General features: G+C 65.9%; 21 protein-coding genes, 1 tRNA gene and 3 pseudogenes. 14 read left to right on the top strand and 11 right to left on the bottom strand.

Going from position 1 to position 17,859, the window contains the following annotated elements; genetic code table 11:
* Positions 1-40: 40 nt before the first annotated feature.
* Positions 41-535, bottom strand: coding sequence for a MarR family winged helix-turn-helix transcriptional regulator (locus tag SBI80_RS00565; protein WP_318972328.1), 495 nt, complete (start codon positions 533-535; stop codon positions 41-43).
* A 134-nt stretch (positions 536-669) separates the two neighbouring features.
* Between SBI80_RS00565 and SBI80_RS00560 the strand changes: the two genes are divergently transcribed.
* Positions 670-1,617, top strand: coding sequence for an NADP-dependent oxidoreductase (locus SBI80_RS00560; protein ID WP_318972327.1), 948 nt, complete (start codon positions 670-672; stop codon positions 1,615-1,617).
* Here SBI80_RS00560 and SBI80_RS00555 read toward each other — a convergent pair.
* Positions 1,614-2,492 carry an SDR family NAD(P)-dependent oxidoreductase gene (locus SBI80_RS00555; protein ID WP_318972326.1) on the bottom strand — a complete coding sequence of 293 codons (879 nt, stop codon included), beginning with the start codon at positions 2,490-2,492 and terminating at the stop codon, positions 1,614-1,616. The two genes, SBI80_RS00560 and SBI80_RS00555, sit on opposite strands and share 4 nt — an antisense overlap.
* 137 nt (positions 2,493-2,629) lie before the next feature.
* On the opposite strand from SBI80_RS00555, the gene SBI80_RS00550 reads away from it, so the two are divergent.
* A complete protein-coding gene (locus SBI80_RS00550; protein ID WP_318972325.1) occupies positions 2,630-3,208 on the top strand; it encodes a TetR/AcrR family transcriptional regulator in 579 nt (192 codons plus the stop codon).
* Positions 3,209-3,304: 96 nt separating this feature from the next.
* Here the strand turns inward: SBI80_RS00550 and SBI80_RS00545 are convergent.
* Positions 3,305-3,520, bottom strand: a pseudogene (locus SBI80_RS00545) (GTP-binding protein); the annotation flags it as partial.
* Positions 3,517-3,777, bottom strand: coding sequence for a type B 50S ribosomal protein L31 (locus SBI80_RS00540; RefSeq protein WP_318972324.1), 261 nt, complete (start codon positions 3,775-3,777; stop codon positions 3,517-3,519). The gene SBI80_RS00540 and the pseudogene SBI80_RS00545, both read right to left, overlap by 4 nt.
* Positions 3,778-3,918: 141 nt before the next feature.
* Between SBI80_RS00540 and rpmB the strand changes: the two genes are divergently transcribed.
* Genes rpmB through rpsR form a run of 4 tightly spaced genes read left to right on the top strand, consistent with a single transcriptional unit; the run spans position 3,919 to position 4,886 of the window.
* Positions 3,919-4,155, top strand: a complete 237-nt coding sequence (gene rpmB / locus SBI80_RS00535) for a 50S ribosomal protein L28 (RefSeq protein WP_318972323.1) — start codon at positions 3,919-3,921, stop codon at positions 4,153-4,155.
* On the top strand, positions 4,155-4,322 hold the full coding sequence (rpmG, locus tag SBI80_RS00530; protein ID WP_318972322.1) for a 50S ribosomal protein L33: 168 nt from the start codon (positions 4,155-4,157) through the stop codon (positions 4,320-4,322). Before rpmB ends, rpmG begins: the two co-directional genes overlap by 1 nt.
* Before the next feature lie 4 nt (positions 4,323-4,326).
* The gene (rpsN, locus tag SBI80_RS00525) at positions 4,327-4,632 is read left to right on the top strand and encodes a 30S ribosomal protein S14 (protein WP_318972321.1); all 306 of its coding nucleotides are present in this window, start codon (positions 4,327-4,329) and stop codon (positions 4,630-4,632) included.
* Positions 4,633-4,637: 5 nt separating this feature from the next.
* Positions 4,638-4,886 (top strand): 30S ribosomal protein S18, encoded by a 249-nt coding sequence (gene rpsR, locus SBI80_RS00520; protein ID WP_318973623.1) that lies wholly within the window; start codon positions 4,638-4,640, stop codon positions 4,884-4,886.
* Between the two features lie 36 nt (positions 4,887-4,922).
* Here the strand turns inward: rpsR and SBI80_RS00515 are convergent, their stop codons facing one another.
* Together SBI80_RS00515 and SBI80_RS00510 are read right to left on the bottom strand one after the other, a co-directional pair.
* Complete coding sequence (locus SBI80_RS00515) at positions 4,923-6,200, bottom strand: MFS transporter (protein ID WP_318972318.1); 1,278 nt, start codon at positions 6,198-6,200, stop codon at positions 4,923-4,925.
* Positions 6,197-6,898 (bottom strand): hypothetical protein, encoded by a 702-nt coding sequence (locus SBI80_RS00510; protein ID WP_318972317.1) that lies wholly within the window; start codon positions 6,896-6,898, stop codon positions 6,197-6,199. The genes SBI80_RS00515 and SBI80_RS00510 overlap by 4 nt, the downstream gene beginning before the upstream one ends.
* Before the next feature lie 352 nt (positions 6,899-7,250).
* Between SBI80_RS00510 and SBI80_RS00505 the strand changes: the two genes are divergently transcribed.
* The 5 genes from SBI80_RS00505 to SBI80_RS00485 are packed head-to-tail and all read left to right on the top strand — an operon-like array spanning position 7,251 to position 12,381.
* A complete protein-coding gene (locus tag SBI80_RS00505; RefSeq protein ID WP_318972316.1) occupies positions 7,251-8,192 on the top strand; it encodes a metal ABC transporter solute-binding protein, Zn/Mn family in 942 nt (313 codons plus the stop codon).
* Positions 8,164-9,042, top strand: a complete 879-nt coding sequence (locus SBI80_RS00500) for a metal ABC transporter ATP-binding protein (protein WP_413232606.1) — start codon at positions 8,164-8,166, stop codon at positions 9,040-9,042. The genes SBI80_RS00505 and SBI80_RS00500 overlap by 29 nt, the downstream gene beginning before the upstream one ends.
* Positions 9,039-9,935: a metal ABC transporter permease gene (locus SBI80_RS00495; RefSeq protein WP_318972312.1), complete on the top strand. Its 897-nt coding sequence runs from the start codon at positions 9,039-9,041 to the stop codon at positions 9,933-9,935. Before SBI80_RS00500 ends, SBI80_RS00495 begins: the two co-directional genes overlap by 4 nt.
* A gap of 3 nt (positions 9,936-9,938) precedes the next feature.
* Entirely contained in the window at positions 9,939-10,223 is a 285-nt protein-coding gene (locus SBI80_RS00490; RefSeq protein WP_318972310.1) for a DUF1490 family protein, read from the top strand.
* Positions 10,224-10,230: 7 nt separating this feature from the next.
* Complete coding sequence (locus SBI80_RS00485) at positions 10,231-12,381, top strand: heavy metal translocating P-type ATPase (protein ID WP_318972309.1); 2,151 nt, start codon at positions 10,231-10,233, stop codon at positions 12,379-12,381.
* 62 nt (positions 12,382-12,443) lie between these two features.
* Here the strand turns inward: SBI80_RS00485 and SBI80_RS00480 are convergent, their stop codons facing one another.
* From SBI80_RS00480 to SBI80_RS00460, 5 genes and pseudogenes are all read right to left on the bottom strand, one after another.
* Entirely contained in the window at positions 12,444-12,704 is a 261-nt protein-coding gene (locus tag SBI80_RS00480; protein WP_318972308.1) for a lipopolysaccharide assembly protein LapA domain-containing protein, read from the bottom strand.
* Between the two features lie 161 nt (positions 12,705-12,865).
* The gene (locus SBI80_RS00475) at positions 12,866-13,153 is read right to left on the bottom strand and encodes a YciI family protein (protein WP_318972306.1); all 288 of its coding nucleotides are present in this window, start codon (positions 13,151-13,153) and stop codon (positions 12,866-12,868) included.
* A 135-nt stretch (positions 13,154-13,288) separates the two neighbouring features.
* Positions 13,289-13,369: transfer RNA gene (locus tag SBI80_RS00470), tRNA-Tyr, on the bottom strand.
* Positions 13,370-13,699: 330 nt separating this feature from the next.
* Positions 13,700-13,892 (bottom strand): annotated as a pseudogene (locus SBI80_RS00465) (DUF4267 domain-containing protein); the annotation flags it as partial.
* A 208-nt stretch (positions 13,893-14,100) separates the two neighbouring features.
* Positions 14,101-14,406: pseudogene (locus tag SBI80_RS00460) on the bottom strand (GntR family transcriptional regulator); the annotation flags it as partial.
* 737 nt (positions 14,407-15,143) lie between these two features.
* On the opposite strand from SBI80_RS00460, the gene SBI80_RS00455 reads away from it, so the two are divergent.
* From SBI80_RS00455 to SBI80_RS00445, 3 genes are read left to right on the top strand one after another with little or no spacing between them, the layout of a single operon-like run.
* On the top strand, positions 15,144-16,139 hold the full coding sequence (locus tag SBI80_RS00455) for an ABC transporter substrate-binding protein (RefSeq protein WP_318972304.1): 996 nt from the start codon (positions 15,144-15,146) through the stop codon (positions 16,137-16,139).
* Positions 16,136-17,011, top strand: a complete 876-nt coding sequence (locus SBI80_RS00450) for an ABC transporter permease (protein WP_318972303.1) — start codon at positions 16,136-16,138, stop codon at positions 17,009-17,011. The genes SBI80_RS00455 and SBI80_RS00450 overlap by 4 nt, the downstream gene beginning before the upstream one ends.
* Positions 17,008-17,835, top strand: a complete 828-nt coding sequence (locus SBI80_RS00445) for an ABC transporter permease (RefSeq protein ID WP_318972302.1) — start codon at positions 17,008-17,010, stop codon at positions 17,833-17,835. Before SBI80_RS00450 ends, SBI80_RS00445 begins: the two co-directional genes overlap by 4 nt.
* The last annotated feature ends 24 nt before the right edge of the window (positions 17,836-17,859 follow it).

Here is a 17,859-nt window from a genome sequence, read left to right as displayed (position 1 = left end):
AGTGCAGGAGCCATCGCAGCGGTGACCTGCCTGGCGCCGGTCAGGCCTCGGGCGTCTGGCGTCGGCGTGGGGCGGCCGAGCGGGGCGGGAGTGCCCGCATGTGGTCGCGCACGCGACCCATGATGTCGCCGAGCGCGGACACGTCCTCGTCGGACAGTGACCCGTAGAGCTGGTCCCGGACGACCTGGACGTGGCCGGGCAGCACCGCGGCCACCCGAGCGCGGCCTGCATCGGTGATCGCGACGACGGTGGCGCGTTGATCCCGCGGGCTGGACTCACGGGTGATGAGCCCGGCGGCCTCCAGCAGGGCAGCCTGATGGGTCAGGCCGCTGCGGCTGTAGACCACGCCGTCGGCCAGCTCGGTCATGGTCAGTGATGCATCGGCGTCGACCAGCTTGGCCAGGATCTCGAACTGGACGTAGCTGAGGTCGCCCTCGGCGCGCAGCTGCCGCTGCACGGCGTACTGCAACAGGCTGACCGCCTCGGTGAGCGCGAAGTAGGTACGCATCTGCGCGGGCTGCAGCGAGTCGGACACGCTCCCATCCTAATGCTTCGATCTCGAAGCAGTGAGACGACGATCACAGAGGTCGAGGGAATTGCTTCGATATCGAAGCAAGTTGCTGCAGGCGTACTGCTTCGAAAGCGAAGCACATATCGGAGGAGAAGATCATGAAGGCAGCGTTCTACCACCGCTACGGCGACAGCGACGTCCTGCAGTACGCCGACGTCGACCGTCCAACGCCGGGTCCGGGACAGGTGCTCGTCGAGGTCGCCGGCACCTCGTTCAACCCCGTCGATGCGGGCATTCGCGGCGGCTACCTGTCCGAGGTGTACGCGATCGAGTTCCCGCACGTGCCAGGAATCGACGTCGCGGGCACGGTCGCCGAGATAGGTGCGGGCGTGACGGGATGGCGCATCGGCGATGCGGTCATCGGCTTGCTTCCACTCGACGGCGACGGTGCCGCCGCGGAGTACGTGCTCGCGCCCGCCGAGGTGCTGACCGCCGCGCCCACCGCGGTGGCACTGGCCGATGCCGCCGCGCTGCCGACCGTCGGACTGACGGCGTGGCAGGCCTTGTTCGAGGTCGCCGGGCTGACGGCCGGTCAGTCGATCCTCATCAACGGCGCGGGCGGGGCGGTCGGCGGCCATGCGATCCAGCTCGCCAAACAGGCCGGCGCCGTCGTCACCGCCACCGCGAAGGCCGGCGACGGGGACCGGCTGCGCCGCCGGGGCGCCGATCACCTGGTCGGCTACCTCGACTACGCCAGCACCCCCAGCGACGTCGACGGACGACCGTTCGACGTGGCGCTCAACCTCGTCAGCACCTCACCGGAGCAGACCGCGGCCCTCGCCGACGCCGTCGCCGACGGCGGCTTCCTGGTGGGCACCATGACCTCAGGTCCCGAGAATCATCCGAGAGGCGTTCGCGCACAACGGGTCTTCGTTCGTAGCGATGCCGCCCAGCTAGCCGCGCTCGTCGACCGCGTCGACACCGGCCGACTGCACATCGACGTCGCCCAGCGCCGCCCGCTGTCGGACGTGGCCGCGGTGCACGCCGACGCCGACGCCGGCCGGTTGCCCGGCAAGACGATCCTGGTGCCGCCTGCCCGGTCCTAGCGGGACGACGATTCGAGCGGATCCAGCTGCCCGTCGGTGGCGTCGTCGGCGGCGGTGGAGAGGCTCAGTGCCTCCCACCGCTCGTCGGCGGCGAGCAGATCGCGCCCGGCGGCCGTGCCATAGCGGTAGGCGTCGGGCCCGATTAGCAGCCGCACTGGCGGTTCGGCCATGGCGACGACGTCGAGCAGCAGGGCGGCCACCTTGACGGGGTCACTGGCACCAAGGTTCTCGGGCTTGCTCATCGCGGCAGCCGCTCCCACGGTGCCCTGGTACTCCTCCCGGATGGGATCCACGCGCATCGACGAGCCCGCCCAATCGGTGCGCATGCCACCGGGTTCCAGCACCGTCACCTTGATCCCGAGCGGTTCCACCTCCCGAGCGAGCACGCTGGAGAACCCGGTCACCGCCCACTTGGCCGACTGATAGGCCGACAGGCCCGCGCGGACCACCCGCCCGCCGACCGAGGAGATCTGCACGATGTGGCCGCCACGCTGCTCGCGCATGACCGGCAGCGCGGCGCGGGTGAGGCGGACGACGCCGAGGAAGTTGGTGTCGACCTGGGTACGGAAGTCGTCGAAGTCGACGTCCTCGATCGCCCCCATGTTGGCGTAACCGGCGTTGTTGACCAGCACGTCGAGTCGGCCGAACCGATCGACGGCAGCACGAACCGCGGCGTGAACGTGTGCGTCGTTGGTGACGTCGAGTTCGACGACGGCGAGGCGGTCGGGATGGGCGGCGGTGAGATCGTCCAGCGCCGCGACCGATCGGACGCCCGCCACGACCTCGTGCCCGGCGGCGAGCGCGGTCTCGGTGATGGCCCGGCCGAGACCGCGCGAAGCACCGGAAATGAGGAAGACGCGGGATGGCGTGGTCACGAATACTCCTTGATTGGTCGAGTTGGGTCGTTGGACCGAGGTTCCACGAGGTCAGTGAGTCCTCTTGTCTACAACCGTAGACAAGTCCCGTATATACAGACGTAGACTTGGCCCGATTGATTCCCTAGCGTGTGGGCATGCCCGCCGCCGCCCGCACGCGCGATGCCGCCGCCACCCGTGCGGCCATCCTGAACTCCGCCATCCACAACTTTGCCCGCGCGGGTTACGACGGCGTCGGCGTCCGCGAGATCGCCGGCGACGCCGGGGTCACCGCCATGCTGGTGAACAGGTACTTCGGCTCCAAGGAGCAGCTGTTCGCCGAGGTCGTGGAAAGCTCTTTCGCCCCACCAGAACTCATCACCGACCATCCGAATGACATCGCCAAGGACGCCGCCGCGGCCCTGGTCGCCCGATCAGCCCAAGACGCCGACGAGCTGTCGCCCTTCCTGATCATGCTGCGGTCGGCGTCGAATCCGCGGGCGTGCGAGATCGTCCGTGACGCGATCGAACGCCATGTCGGCACACGGCTGGCCGGCCAGCTCCCCGAACCGGGGCGCCACTTGCGCAGCGACGTCCTGCTGTCGGTGATCAGCGGCGTATTGCTGATGCGCCGAGTCGTCGGCGTTCGCGCCCTCAACCGGCCCGCCGCGGCCGGGCAGCTGCTGCAGCTACTGGAGGCGGTATTCGACGCGATCCTGGACACCCCGTTGGCGTAGCGACGGATGGCTGCCGCCACCGCCTCAGCAGGCCGATCGTCCTAATGCGCGTGTACGGCGTCCCAGCGGGGAAGCGGATCCGAATAGCCGCGCCAGTGAGAGCTCGACCAGCTTCTCCTCGGTCCGGTCCAGATGGCCCTGTCCAGCGATGAGTGCGGCGTCGATGTTCACCTCGCTCATGTCGTTGACGATCACGGCGATCTTGCGCCCCTCGCGATTGGCGAGGATGTGATTGAGCAGCGTGGTCTTTCCGGCGCCAAGAAAGCCCGACAGCACCGTTACTGGAAGTCGTTCCTTGCGAGTCCAATTCACCGCCGGACTCCACCGTAGCGGCGACGAAACTTCTCGACCTGACCGGCAGCGTCGACTAGTCGACGGGTGCCGGTCCAGAACGGGTGCGAGTCCGAGGACACGTCGACGACGACCAGCGGGTACGTCACGACGCCCTCGGAGGTCTGCCACTCGATGGTCCGCGAACTCGTGACGGTCGACCGGGTCAGGAACGCCTTCCCGGTGTTCGCGTCCTGGAAGACGACGGGGTGGTAGTCGGGATGGATACCGCGCTTCATCGGTGCTTCCTTCATCGCGGGGCCGACTCGGATGGCTCCGCGTTATCGACAATCGTTTTCATTATTGGCGGGCCTACGGTACCGTTGCCGGTGTCGCTTGTCGACAATCATTGTCATTAACACTCAGGAAGGAGCGGTGCCATGTCAGCGCATTGCCAGGTCACCAGCCGCAAGCCCGGATTCGGCAACTCCGTGTCTCACTCACATCGGCGCAGCCCACGCCGGTGGAACCCCAACATCCAGACCAAGACGTACTTCGTGCCGTCGCTGGGCCGGCGGGTCACCCTGCGGGTCAGCACCAAGGGCATCAAGGTCATCGATCGTGACGGCATCGACGCGGTCGTCGCCGGACTGCGTGCCCGCGGGGAGAAGGTCTGATGGCGCGCGCCACCGACGTCCGTCCCGTCGTCAAACTCCGGTCCACCGCCGGCACGGGTCACACCTACGTCACCCGCAAGAACCGTCGCAACGACCCCGACCGCCTCGTCCTCAAGAAGTACGACCCAATCATCCGCAGGCACGTCGACTTTCGCGAGGAGCGCTGAGACCGTGGCCAAGAAGTCCAAGATCGCCAAGACCGAACAGCGGGCCACGATCGTGGCGCGCTACGCCGAACGCCGCGCCGAACTGAAGGAGACCATCCGGCGCCCATCCAGCACCCCCGCCGAGCGCGCCGCCGCACAGGCGGCCTTGCAGCGACTGCCCCGCGACGCCAGCCCCGTGCGGCTGCGCCGACGCGACGCCGTCGACGGCCGCCCCCGGGGCCATCTCCGCAAGTTTGGACTGTCGAGGGTGCGGGTGCGCGAAATGGCGCACCGCGGTGAGCTTCCCGGCGTCAGCAAGGCGAGTTGGTGACGACCATGGCAGTACGCAGGAGTTCGCAGCACCGCCGCACGCTTGCACTGGACCCGCCGCGCAAGAAGCGAAATCCCTTGAGGGACGCGACCGTCGATTACAAGGACGTCAACCTCTTGCGCACTTTCATCTCGGATCGAGGCAAGATCCGCTCCCGGCGCGTCACAGGGCTGACCGTCCAACAGCAACGCGAGGTCGCAACGGCGATCAAGAATGCGCGCGAGATGGCGCTGCTCCCCTACTCCAGCAGCTAGGACTCATCCGATCCACGCACTCGGCCGGTCCGACCGTCAGGCGGTGAGGTTCGGGGCCCTCCTCGCATCGGTGACGTCGGGTGGATCGTCCTGGGACGCGCGCGTCTCGGGCACGGTGAACACCAGCAGCGCCAACGCGACGACCGCGATGCCGGTCAGGGCCAGCATCGCAGTGGTGTATCCGGCAGCCTGGTCGATGGCGCCGGCCAGGGCCGGGCTGAGGGTTCCACCGATCCCCTGCACCATCGTGGCGGCGCCGAACGCCACGTTGAAACGTCCACTGCCGCGCGTCAAGTCGGCGACCATGATGGCGAACAGCGCGCCCTGCAGTCCGGCGCCGATGCCGTCGAGCGCCTGCACGGCGATGACCTCTCCCGGATTGGAGGCCAGGACGAAGAGGATGCCGCGGATCGGAAGGACGAGGAAGGCCGCGACCATCAGCGGCTTGCGACCCCAGCTGTCACCGCGTTTGGACACCAGCAGCGCCATCGGGATCATCACCACCTGGGCGACGATGATAAGGGCGGCCTGATACAGCGCACCGTCACCGGTGTTGCCGACGGCCAGCTTCTGCCCGGTGATCGGCAGCATCGCCCCGTTGGCGAGCTGCCACAGCCCGACGACGGCGGCCAGCAGCAGCAGCGGCCGGTTGCGCAGCAGCATCCGAAGGCCCGAGGGCTTGTCCCCGTCACCACCGTCGTCGTCCTTGGGTTTCAGACCACGGGCGAGATCGTCGTCGATCAGATTCGACTTGATGAGCAAGGTGGCCAGGACGACGAAGATGCCGAAGAGGCTCGCCAGCCAGAAACCCATCTTCAAGCTGATCAGGTAGCCGGCCAGCCCGGCGACCGCCGAGCCCATCACGTTGCCCGCGTGGTTGAAGGCCTGCATGCGGCCGGTCTGCGACGCGTACCTCTTCGGACCGACCATGCCGAGGGCGATCGCTGCGATGACGGGGCCGAGGACGACCCCGGCGACGCCCGTGATCAATTGGGCGGCAGTGACGATCGCGAACGTCGGCTTGAGGGTGACGATGAAGGTGCCGAACGAGGTCAGTGCCGCCGCGGCGGCGAGCAGAGCGCGCTTGTGTCGGGTGGCGTCGATGAGCGCTCCCGCCGGAGCGTTGAGCAGCAGTCCGACGGCACCGCCGAGCGTCAGGATCAGGCCGATGTTGGCGGGATTCCAGGTCTCCTTGTTGATCAGGTACACGCCGAGGAACGGGCCGAGACCTGCCTGCACGTCGGCGAGGAAGAAGTTGACCCCATCCAGGGCCAACAGCGACCGCTTCAGCTCGGGGCCGTCCGCGGTGGTCATCGACCGGCTCCGGTCAGTGCCCACGATCCGTGATGCGCGGTACAGGTGCCGTTGGGGCTCATGCCGTAGAGGGCCAAATCGCCGAGTACTCCGCTGAATTCGCGCACCGGAGGTAGCACGCTCAGGTCGACGCGGTGATGCTCGTCTCTCGGCCAGGTAAGTGTGACGTGCGGGTCGAAGCGATCGTCGACGGCGTCGGACACGTCGTCGAACCCGTACTGCCGGAGCTGGCGCACGCGGGCCGGTTCCTCGGGATTGGGGTCGCTGACGATCCGATCGAGCGGCTCGCCACCGGGTCCAAATTTGCGCAACCGCCCACGGCGCAGCGGTTCCACGACGGTGACGACGGCACGCTGGACGGCACGGAAGGCATCCGAGCGGGCGAAGAACACCTCCGGTGCTCCCTGTCGGTTGTGGCGATACTCCGCCGCCTCGGCGGACACCGCGGGTGCCGTCGCGGCCACCCCGGCCACTGCGGCGGCAACCTCGTCGACCTCCGCGTCCTCGACCGCCAGCATGAACAGCGAGACATGCGGTTCGCATGGTCCATCGGCCTGCCCGGGGAAGGCATCGCCGAGCCGGAAGCAAGCGCCTCCATGGTCGGCCATCGCATCGGCCAGGTGATTGCTGCAGTGGACGGCCAGGCTGCGCAGGGAGTCGGGAAGGACGAGCACGACGTCCAGCGTCACCAAGGTCATGGGGCTTCTCTCGGAACGGCGCGCACGCAGCGGCGGGGGACGCAAGCACCGGAGTAGTGATTGCTGCCGATGATGTTGACGGATCTACCTGAACTCAAACTGAAGAACGTGAACCTGCAAGTTTGCTGAATGCATTGCCTAACAATGCGATTCATCCTCAGACGTTCCAGGCCGCCAACGGTCGGTGCGGTCATGCCGATCCGACGGGCCGGCATCCACCCCGTCGACGGCTCGATCGCCCACAGCGCGGACGCCGTGCCACCACCCGCCCTATGCGAACCGCACCACGATGCTCTACGGTTATCGACAATGGTTCCCATTATGCTTTGGAACGTCATCGAGGAGGACACACGTGACCATCGGCAGCCGAGCCCGGTTCCTCGCCTGCGCCACCGCAGTCGTCGCCGCGACCGTCGCGATGACCGCGGGATGCAGTACGTCATCCACCAGCTCACCGGCGCCCAGCACGACGAGTTCGGAAGCGGCGGCGCCGATCGACGTCGTGGCGAGCACCAACGTCTGGGGTGACATCGTCAAGCAGGTCGGCGGGGACCGGGTGAACGTGGAATCGATCATGGCCGACCCGAACGCCGATCCTCACGAGTACGAGGCGAACGCGAAGACCGCTGCTGCACTGTCGAAGTCACAGCTGGTCGTGGTGAATGGACTGGGCTATGACGACTTCATGGACAAGTTGCTCTCGGCCTCGCCCAACCCCGAACGCAAGGTGCTGAACGCAGCCGACGTCATGCAGATCAGTGGGTCGGAGGCCAACCCGCACGTGTGGTACGACATCGCCAAGATCCCGGACGTCGCCGATGCGATCGCCCAGCAGCTCGCCGCGATCGATCCCGCCGGTGCCGCCACCTTCACTGCCAACGCCAAGACGTTCGACCAGAGCCTCACTCCGATCGACGACGCCATAGCCAACATCAGGACCAAGTACGCCGGCGCCCCAGTCGGCTACACCGAGCGTGTTCCCGGTTACCTGGTCGACGCTGCGGGGCTCAAGCTGGCCACGCCGGCGTCGTTCGCCCAGTCCATCGAAGACGGCAACGACCCGAGCCCGGCGGACAACCTGGCGATGGACGCTGCCCTGACGAACAAGGCGATCAAGGTCCTGCTCTACAACGGACAGGTGACCAGCCCGGCGACCGACGCCGTCAAGCAACTGGCCCAGAAGAGCGGAGTTCCGGTCGTGGGTGTCACCGAGACGCTCCCGCCCTCGGACAAGGACTTCCAAGCCTGGCAGCTGCGCCAGATCGATGAGATCACCAAGGCGCTCGGTGGCTGACCACCCCCCTCGAACCGACACCGTGCCAACGGTGGCGCTGCGCGGCGCGGGGTTGTCCTACTCGGCCAGGAAGCTCTGGCAGGACGTCGATCTCGACGTCACCCCTGGCGAGTTCGTGGCCGTGCTTGGCCCCAACGGCAGTGGCAAGACCTCTCTGGTGAAGGTGCTGCTGGGCCTGACGAAACTGACGTCCGGGTCGGTCGAGATCTGCGGAGCTCCCCCGCGTCGCGGGAGCGACCGCATCGGGTACGTGCCGCAGCAGAAGGGCTTCGATCGCGACCTCCCCATCCAGGGCGTCGACCTCGTCCGACTGGGACTCGACGGGCATCGCTGGGGATTCGGTTGGCCCAACGCACGCCGACGCCAGCGCGTCGACGCCGCCGTGGCCGCCGTCGGCGCCACCGCCTTCGCGCACACTCCGGTGGGCCGCCTCTCCGGCGGCGAGCAGCAACGGCTGCGGGTCGCTCAGGCACTGCTGGGCGACCCACGGCTTCTGCTGTGCGACGAGGCCCTGCTCTCGCTGGATCTCAAGCACCAGCGCGAGGTGGTCGAACTGATCGACCGCCAGCGTCGCGCGTCGGACGTCTCGGTGCTCTTCGTCACCCACGAGATCAATCCCCTGCTGCCCTTCGTCGATCGCGTCCTCTATCTGGTCGGTCAACGCTGGATGATCGGCACCCCGGACGAGGTGTTGACCAGCAGCACGCTGTCGAAGCTGTATCAAACCGACGTCGAGGTATTTCGAGTCGGTGGGCGCGTCGTCATCGTCGGCGCTCCCGATGCCGCGCACGCCGAAGTCGGGTCCGGGGGCTACCACCACCTCGGCGACCGCGAAGATCGCTCGGCATGACGCTTGCGGACTACCTGTCGGAGACCTTCGTCCGCAACGCCCTGATCGCGGCGACGCTCGTCGCGGTGACCGCCGGGCTGATTGGTCCGATCGTCATCATGCGCGATCTCGCCTTTGCCGTGCACGGGTCCGCGGAACTCGCCTTCACCGGAGCTGCGGCGGGCCTCGCTGCAGCGGACGATCCGGTTCTCGGCGCCTTGGTGGGCTCACTAGTGGTTGCCACCGCGTTCGGGCTGCTGGGCAACCGCGAACGCGAACGCAATTCGGCCATCGGGGTGATCCTGGCGTTCGGATTGGGCATCGGGGTGTACCTGCTGTCGCTGTACAAGGGCTTCGCGACCGCAGCGACGAACATCCTCTTCGGACAGATCTTCGGGGTCAGTCCCGGTCAGATCGTTCTGCTCACCGTGATCGCAGGTGGCGTGCTGCTGGTGATGGCGGTGTCGTACCGACCGCTGCTGTTCGCCTCCGTCGATCCCGAGATGGCCGCTGCTCGAGGCGTTCCCACGCGCCTGGTCGGTCTGGTCTTCGTCTACGTCCTCGCCCTCACGGTGACCGAGGCCGCACAGATCGTCGGTACCCTGCTGGTACTGAGTCTGGCCATCACCCCGGCCGCAGCGGCGACCAAGCTCAGTGCGCGGACTCCCGTCGTCATCGCCATCTCGATCGCCTTCGCCCTCATCTCCGCCGACGGTGGACTCCTACTCAGCCTGGCCCACACCGAGGTGAAGGCGAGTGTGTTCATCTGCGCGATCAGCTTTGCCTTCTACGTGCTGGCCCGGTTGGCGGGCCACCGGCTGCGGCCCGCTCTCGACGCGCGGCGCAGATTGCGTGCGACGAAGATCAGCGTGTTGAACCAAGTTTGCTCTTCGAATTCGACGAAAGGACAGTAGATCATGGCTCTCGAGGGACTCCTGGCCAAGGCCGCCGCCACGGTGGTCACCGGCGCAGTCGGGGCAGCTGCATACGACCTGTTTCGCCGGGCCGTCGCCAAGGCACCACTGCACGAGGCCGCGGTGACGACGACTGAATGGGGCTTGCGGGGCGTCCGGAAGGCCGAACAGGGTGCGGAGTCGGCCCGCCTCAAGGTCGCCGACGTGGTGGCCGAGGCGCGCGAACGCCTCGGTGAGGAGGCGACGCCGCCCGGTGTCGCCTCCGCCGACCACGACCACGACCACTAGCGGTCCCGTGACCCCGACTCCCCCACTGGCCGTCGTCTCCGATGCAGCTGGGCGCCTGCGGTTTCGGGTGCCCTGGCTCGCGGCGAACGTGACGCGGGCGGTCGCCATCGAGGAATCCGTCGCGGCCGTACCCGGTGTGCGGGCGGTGCACGCCTACCCGCGGACCGCGTCGGTCGTGGTCTGGTACTCACCGGTGCGGTGTGACCGCGACGTCCTCCTGCAGGCGATCGACACCGCCCGGGACACCGCGGCCGAGCTGCTGCCCGCCCGAGCGCCGCGGTCGGCGGACGTCGCCAGCGGAGACGTCCTGCGGATGGCGGTCGGGGGAATTGCCCTGACACTGTTGGGTATTCGCCGCTACGTCTTTGCTCGTCCGCCCCTGCTCAGTCCGACGAGTCGCGCAGTGGCCACCGGCGCCACCATCTTCACCGGGTATCCGTTCCTGCGCGGCGCGCTGCGCAGCCTGCGGGGTGGCCGCTCGCTTGGCACCGATGCGCTGGTCTCGGCGGCCACGGTCGCCAGCCTGGTGCTGCGCGAGAACGTCGTGGCCCTTACGGTGTTGTGGCTGCTGAACATCGGGGAGTATCTACAGGACCTGACCTTGAGGCGGACCCGGCGCGCGATCTCGGACTTGCTGCGCGGCAACGTCGACACCGCGTGGATCCGAGTTGCCGACGGCACCGAGGTGCAGGTCGGCGTGGAGACGCTGCAGCTCGGCGACGAGGTGGTCGTCCACGATCACGTCGGGATTCCCGTCGACGGCGTCGTCGTCGTCGGAGACGGAATCGTCGACCAGTCCGCCATCACGGGAGAGACCCTGCCGGTCACCATCGGCGTCGGTCAGCGCGTGCACGCCGGGTCGGTCATCATGCGGGGCCGACTGGTGGTGCGCGCCACCGCCGTCGGGGCGGATACCACGATCGGGCGCATCATCACCAGAGTCGAGGAGGCCCAGCATGATCGGGCCCCCATCCAGACCATCGGCGACGACTTCTCCCGCCGGTTCGTCCCGGCGTCGTTCCTGCTGTCGGCGCTGACGCTGATCGTGACGCGCGACGTTCGCCGCGCCATGACGATGCTGCTGGTGGCCTGTCCGTGCGCGGTCGGGCTCGCCACGCCAACGGCCATCAGCGCCGCCATCGGCAACGGGGCCCGCCGAGGCATCCTCATCAAGGGCGGATCACACCTCGAGCAGGCCGGCCGCGTGGACGCCATCGTGTTCGACAAGACCGGGACGTTGACCGTGGGACGGCCCGTCGTCACCAACATCGTTGCCTTTCACGCGGATTGGCAGCCGGAACGGGTACTGGCGTACGCCGCGAGCGCGGAGATCCACTCCCGGCATCCGCTGGCCGAGGCCGTCATCCGCTCCACCGAGGAGCGCCGCATCACCATTCCGCCGCATGAGGAGTGCGAGGTCCTAGTCGGCCTGGGCATGCGTACCCGCGCCGACGGACGCACCCTGCTGCTTGGCAGTCCGTCGCTACTGGCCGGTGAGGGCGTGCATGTGACGAGCGATGCGATGCAATGGGTTTCGCGCCTTCGACGCGAAGCCGAGACGCCGCTGCTGCTGGCGGTGGACGGCACGCTGGTGGGTCTGATCAGCCTCCGGGACGAAGTGCGGGCCGAGGCTCGCGCCGTGCTCGGGAAGCTGCGGGCAGTCGGCGTGCGCCGCATCGTCATGCTCACCGGAGATCATGCCGACACCGCGGCCGCCGTCGCCAGTGAACTGGACATCGACGAATGGCGCGCCCAGGTGATGCCCGAGGACAAGCTGGCCGCCGTACGGACGTTGCAGGCCGAAGGACACCGGGTGGCGATGGTGGGTGACGGCGTCAACGACGCGCCCGCACTGGCAGCGGCGGACATCGGCATCGCCATGGGTCTGGCCGGAACCGACGTCGCCGTCGAGACCGCCGACGTCGCCCTCGCCGGCGACGACCTCAACCGGCTGCTCGACATCCGCGACCTGGGAGGCCACACCGTCGACGTGATTCGGCAGAACTACGCCATGTCGATCGCCGTCAATGCGCTCGGCCTGATGGTCGGGGCCGGCGGGGCATTATCCCCGGTGCTGGCCGCCATCCTGCACAACGCCTCGTCGGTGGCCGTGGTCACCAACAGCTCACGCCTGATCCGGTACCAGCTCCCGGCCTGACCGGACCTCTGGTCGGTGCTTCCAGACGGGTCGCGACCGGCAAGAGCCGCGCGGCGGCCGCGTCAGCGGATTGCGCGGCGCAGCCGGATCGCGGCGCTGACGATCAGCGCGATGACCGCACCGACGACCGCCGCCCCAAGCAGCGAGACACCCTGTGCCAGATCGAAGTTCCACGCGATGAAGTTGATCTTGGTGTGAATGGTGTTCTGCAGCACGAAGATCACCAGCGCGAGTGCCAGCAGGGCAGCGATGACGAGTGCGAGCTTGGATCCGATGCCGCTCTTGCGGGCCGACGGGACGTGGTTCGTGGTAGAGCTGGTCATGATGTTTCCCTTCGTGTAGGCGATGCGGCTCGCTGCCGCATCTGGCAAGGGTGTAGTCGGCGACCACGCCGGAAGGAGAACGGCGCGGTCGAATGATGTCTCTCACACGCCGAATGGGTTTGACCGGGGGCCGAGCCGATCTCCGGCGAACGGCGACGCCGTCAGCCCAGCGGGGGCGGGAACGGGTCGATCGCGACGACGTCAAGGTCGGCGTACCGCGCCTTGACGAACGGGTGCTGCTCGACCACCGCGGTGGCAGCAGCGAGGGAGGCCGCCTCCAGGATGATCACCGCACCGGTGAGGTCGTGCTTCTGCCACGCGTGCAGATAGACCCCATCGGCGAGCGCACGGTGTGTCTGGGCGGCCTCCTCTTGGAGATGCAGTGCGTAATCTGCCGGCGGATGGACGGCAACGCTCGGCTTGACCGTCGTGATCGCGACGAACTGCACGGCTCAGAGTCCCCCGTCCGTCGTCACTGGGGACAACGTTTGCCTCCCTCAGTGTGACCGCATTCGCGTCCCAACATTGACGCAACGTCGGCCGCAACGCAGTCAGGCCCCCTCGATGAGGGGGCCTGACAGGTGTGGCAGGTGCAGGATTCGAACCTGCGTAGGCGTTAGCCGACGGATTTACAGTCCGTAGAACGCCTGGTCCGCGGGTGTCCCGCAGTCTCCTGGGTGTCGCCGACCTGCTGCAACGATGTCAGAACATGCCCTCCCATAGCGGTGCGTTTCGTGCGTGCTGTGACAACCTCGTGACAACTGAGCCGAGCGTCCAAGCGCCCTCTGGAACGCTTTCCAGGCTCGGAGCCGACCCACCCGCTACGAACCGCGGACCGTAGATTCCCCGAGTCTCGTTTCGCAGCGCTCAGTTTCGGACATGACACGGGCCAAAGCAACGCAAGGTCGTAGCCCTTGGCAGTGGTCCCCGGAGGACAAGGTCTTCGAGAGCCGTCCCCGTTCGACCTCCCAGCACCCTGGCAACACGATGACATTGGCCCCGGCGATCATCGGGATGATCACGAACAGTCCCGAGGCGATGTCATGGACGACCTTTGACACTCAGGTAGGCACGCACGGCGTAACCGGCGGCCGCCGCGCGCGGCGCGACCAGGAACAGCACGCCGAGGAAAATGATGGCGGCGATGAGGCCGGCGAGCATGTGTCCGACGGTGGTGGCGATGGACATATTTAAGAATCCTTATCTGATTGCTGCAGTGATGAATACGGGGTGAGGTCCAGTAGCAGCGACTGCACGTCGACGACGTCGCCGAGATCGAAGCCGTCCACGCGAGATCGCCCGTGAGCGCGTTCCGCAGGGCGTAGCACTCCAGTAACGCCCGGAGACTGAAGACCTCGCTGACTCGTTGTTGTCCGTTGCTCTGCACGACGGCGCCCCGATGCGGGTGAATCTCGCCTAAGCCACGGTCACATGATGCTCGAAGCGCTCCTCGGGCTGTACCCCGTGAGATGTCGAACTCGGCGGCGAGCGTCTGCTCGGGCAAGGGTGTCCTCGGCGGGTGTTCGCCCCGTATCACTGCTACCGAAATGTGTTCGACTACGGGACTGGTCAATGATTGCGGTCTAGCCAGGCGCCGCCCGCGCGGCCGCGGACCCTCAACTGCAGCGGCGTCACGGCCAACGGAATCCGAGCTCCACCCGACGCAAGCTCCAGACTGGGCATGAATCCCAGCGACCTTCACTGGCACTCCATCCGCAGTGGTGAACGCCCGCGACGATTGAAGTGAATCTCCCAAAGCTACGCGTGATGACCCCGCGTTCCCGCCCACCAAGCGGAAGCGCGGCGACTCCAGTGAGCATTTTGTGCGCGTCGTAGACAATCGTTCGTCAACCGATTGTCCATCAATCTGTTGCGAGAACCATCCCCATCGGCTACTTTCACTGTGTGACTGTGGTCGCCGACACAGAAGGGCCACTGTTCATCGGGCAATTGACCGTGCGTTCCCGAAACCACCCGGCCCTGGAACGCGCGGTCGGATGCGGCACGTGCCGAACCGGGTCTCGGAGTACTCCCCTGGCGAGAGGAAGGGGACGTTGAGGTCACCCAGGCAGAACTGGCACAGGGAGTTGCGCGCTCCTCGCCAACGCTAATCGCTCCAACGCCGCGCGCACGACGGTCAAAGCACTCGCTACAAGTGCAGTTGAGTCAGAGGGCAGCCAGAGTTCTGCTGTCTGACTTGGGATCCGCTTCGAAGCCGAAGCGAGACAGAGAATTTCGTACCCGCATACGCGGATGAGACCGCTACTCGATGTTCAACTATTTTCTGCACAGATTGGGGCTACGCACATGTCACGTCAACACGCCTTCAGCCGCAAGGACTTTCTCCGGGAAAGTGTACTAACAGCTGGATTGTTGGCCGTCGGGGGCCCAGTCCTGACTGCTTGTGGTTCGAGCACATCAAACTCCACGCCGTCTCCGATGGGTTCTGCGGCCGACGAGCCAGGTAACCTCGGCGTATACACCTATCGTGGCTTCGAGGCACCAGAGCTATGGGGTGAATATGCCGCGGCGTACCCGGGCAAGACGCCGACGTTCCAGTTCCTCGACTCCGATGCACAGGCATTTGCGAAGGTCCAGTCAGGCCTCAGGACCGATATCGTGCAGGCCTCGGTGGGTTATGCACTCGATTTCGAAAACGCAAAGTTGGTGCAGCCGTGGGACACTTCCGCGATCGCGAACTTCTCGCAACTCGATCCGGAGCTTCTGAAGTACGGCCAGATTGACGGCGCACAGGTCTCTATCCCTACCGACTTCGGCTTCAACGCACCGCTTTATCGCAACGACCGCGTCGAACCCACAGAGAATTCGTGGAGCCTGATCTTCGACGATCGTTACAAGGGCCAGATAACTTGGTACGACGGCCCCGTTGACATGATGACGATTACCGGCATTTACCAGCGTGTATCGGACCCGTTAAACATGAGCGCGGCTGAACTCGATGAAGCAAAGAAATTCTTGATCGAAAAGAAGAAGCTTGTCCGCAACATCACCTCGTCGCCGACAGACGTTCAGACCGATCTACAGCAGGGCAACATCGCCGTCGCTGCAGGGAATTCGTATGTGTACACCGCGCTCGCGGCCGCTGGTGCCAACGTCACATACATGCAGCCCAAGGAAGGCAGGCTCGCGTGGAGCGACGGATTCATGCTGACCTCGGGCTCGAGCAATCCGCGCCACGCCCACGACTTTGCAAGCGCATGGCTTAGCGCCCCTTCCGGCCAATACGAGCTTGATGTTCTCGGAATGGTCTCCCCAAATCGCAAGGTGAACTACGGCACGATGAGGCCTGACGTGCGGTCGCAGCTCGGGTTGGACAAGCCGGGTCCCTTCAGCCCGCCGGCGGCCTTCTTCATGGGGCACTGCCCCAAGCGCACGGAATACGGCCGGGCCTGGGATGAAGTCAAGGCGTCGTGATCAACCACCGGAAAGACGCCGCGGTCCGCGCCGGTCTCCTAATTACCCCCGCGAGTTGGCTAATCCTGCTCTTTGTCACTCCAATCATCCTTCTGGCCCTCTACAGCGTCGGTCTGATCCGCGTCTTTCCGGACGACCCCACCTTCAACGTCGAAGGATGGAGCGCCTTCTTCAACAGCTCCATCTACTTCCCGTTGCTGTGGAAGTCGATACGCACGGCGTTGATCGTCGGGGTAGTTGCCGTTTTGCTTGCCTACCCAGTCGCCTATGCACTTGCGATGCTGGCGGGGCGGCGGCGCTTCACGCTACTGCTGGTGGTGATGGTGCCCTTTTGGACCAGCTTCCTCCTTCGAGTGCTGGCGTGGAAGGTCGTCCTGAGCGAAAACGGAGTCCTCAACTCATTTCTGGCCTATACCGGGATAAACGCGGACGGTCGGCCCATCCAGTTCATCTACAGTACGACGGCGGTCACAGTCGTATTGATCTATGTTTGGCTGCCATTCGTAGTCCTACCGATCTTCGTTTCGCTTACCTCGCTCGACCAACGCCTATTCGAGGCTGCAGCCGATCTGGGGGCGCGGCGACTGGTCACGTTTCGGACGATCACGCTGCCGCTGACGCTCCCCGGCGTAGTGGCAGGGTTCGCCTTCGCCTTCATCCCCGTCATCGGCGAGTACGTCACCCCCACGCTGGTGGGCGGGACGGGCGGATTCCTGTACGGCAACTCGGTTGCCGATGCGTTCGGCGCCGGGTTCGACTGGCAGACAGGGTCTGTTCTAGCAATAGCCCTCTTTGTCGCGGTCGCCTTGACGACCATGTTGTTCGTCCGTTCGCTCCGCTCAGGCGGCGCTTCGGTTGGGATGGTGCGATGAGTGACGTCACCTGCAGCCGCGGCGGCCGCAGAACCTTGTGGTCCTGGTTCTGGGTCGTGGTGTTCCTCTTGTACGCCCCGATCGCGGTTTTGGTGGTGTTCAGCTTCAACGACAATGCTGTGCCTGCCCTTCCGCTGACAGACGCCACGACCCGGTGGTACGCGGACGCGTTTTCCAATGGGCCGCTTCTGGACTCAATCTGGGCCAGCGTCATCACCGCCACGTGGACCGCAGTATTCAGTGTCGTCATTGGACTTAGCGCGGTGCTCGGTCTCCAACGGTGGGGAGGAAGTCGCGGAAAGGGCGCTTTGGCAACGCTATTCATGAGTCCTCTGGTCATGCCGTATGTAGTGCTGGGCGTCTCGCTGCTGATGCTGCTACGACTTCTCGGAGTGGAACGCTCTCTGGCCACGGTGATCCTCGGGCACGTTGTCCTGACGTTGCCATTCGTCGTGCTCATCCTGCAACCGCGTTTGGCACAGATCCCGGCCGCACTGCACGAGGCCTCGCGCGATTTGGGGGCCAGCGAGTTCATCACCTTCTGGAAAGTCACCGCGCCTCTCATGGCACCCGCGACATTCTCCGCGCTGCTGGTTGCCTTCACTGTTTCGTTCGACGAATACGCCGTAGCGTCCTTCGTCGTCGGGGAACGGCCAACCTTTCCCGTCTACCTTTTCAGCCAGCTCAGGTTTCCTCAGCAGTTGCCGGAAGTGATGGCTGTCGCCGTGGCAGCCCTGGGCGCATCACTAGTAATCCTCGTCGTGGCCGAAACCGGCCGACGAATCGCCGAAAATAAAATTAGCCCGGAGTTGTCAGAGAAATGATCGAGTCGCAACCACACGCTAGCC

This window comes from Mycolicibacterium sichuanense (assembly GCF_033741125.1).
Taxonomy (GTDB): Bacteria; Actinomycetota; Actinomycetes; order Mycobacteriales; family Mycobacteriaceae; genus Mycobacterium.
The sequence above is the reverse complement of the archived record's forward strand: the minus strand, read 5'-3'. Positions and strand labels throughout refer to the sequence as shown.

Bases quoted from the DNA above. Each gene is read 5' to 3' on its own strand.
- SBI80_RS00515 (WP_318972318.1), bottom strand. From the start codon at position 6,200: ATGACCACCGCGGACGGCCCCGAGCTGAAGCGGTCGCTGTTGGCCCTG.
- rpsR (WP_318973623.1), top strand. From the start codon at position 4,638: ATGGCAGTACGCAGGAGTTCGCAGCACCGCCGCACGCTTGCACTGGAC.
- SBI80_RS00500 (WP_413232606.1), top strand. From the start codon at position 8,164: ATGAGATCACCAAGGCGCTCGGTGGCTGACCACCCCCCTCGAACCGAC.
- SBI80_RS00495 (WP_318972312.1), top strand. From the start codon at position 9,039: ATGACGCTTGCGGACTACCTGTCGGAGACCTTCGTCCGCAACGCCCTG.
- SBI80_RS00550 (WP_318972325.1), top strand. From the start codon at position 2,630: ATGCCCGCCGCCGCCCGCACGCGCGATGCCGCCGCCACCCGTGCGGCC.
- rpmG (WP_318972322.1), top strand. From the start codon at position 4,155: ATGGCGCGCGCCACCGACGTCCGTCCCGTCGTCAAACTCCGGTCCACC.
- SBI80_RS00510 (WP_318972317.1), bottom strand. From the start codon at position 6,898: ATGACCTTGGTGACGCTGGACGTCGTGCTCGTCCTTCCCGACTCCCTG.
- SBI80_RS00540 (WP_318972324.1), bottom strand. From the start codon at position 3,777: ATGAAGCGCGGTATCCATCCCGACTACCACCCCGTCGTCTTCCAGGAC.
- SBI80_RS00560 (WP_318972327.1), top strand. From the start codon at position 670: ATGAAGGCAGCGTTCTACCACCGCTACGGCGACAGCGACGTCCTGCAG.
- rpmB (WP_318972323.1), top strand. From the start codon at position 3,919: ATGTCAGCGCATTGCCAGGTCACCAGCCGCAAGCCCGGATTCGGCAAC.
- SBI80_RS00445 (WP_318972302.1), top strand. From the start codon at position 17,008: ATGAGTGACGTCACCTGCAGCCGCGGCGGCCGCAGAACCTTGTGGTCC.
- SBI80_RS00480 (WP_318972308.1), bottom strand. From the start codon at position 12,704: ATGACCAGCTCTACCACGAACCACGTCCCGTCGGCCCGCAAGAGCGGC.
- SBI80_RS00490 (WP_318972310.1), top strand. From the start codon at position 9,939: ATGGCTCTCGAGGGACTCCTGGCCAAGGCCGCCGCCACGGTGGTCACC.
- SBI80_RS00455 (WP_318972304.1), top strand. From the start codon at position 15,144: ATGGGTTCTGCGGCCGACGAGCCAGGTAACCTCGGCGTATACACCTAT.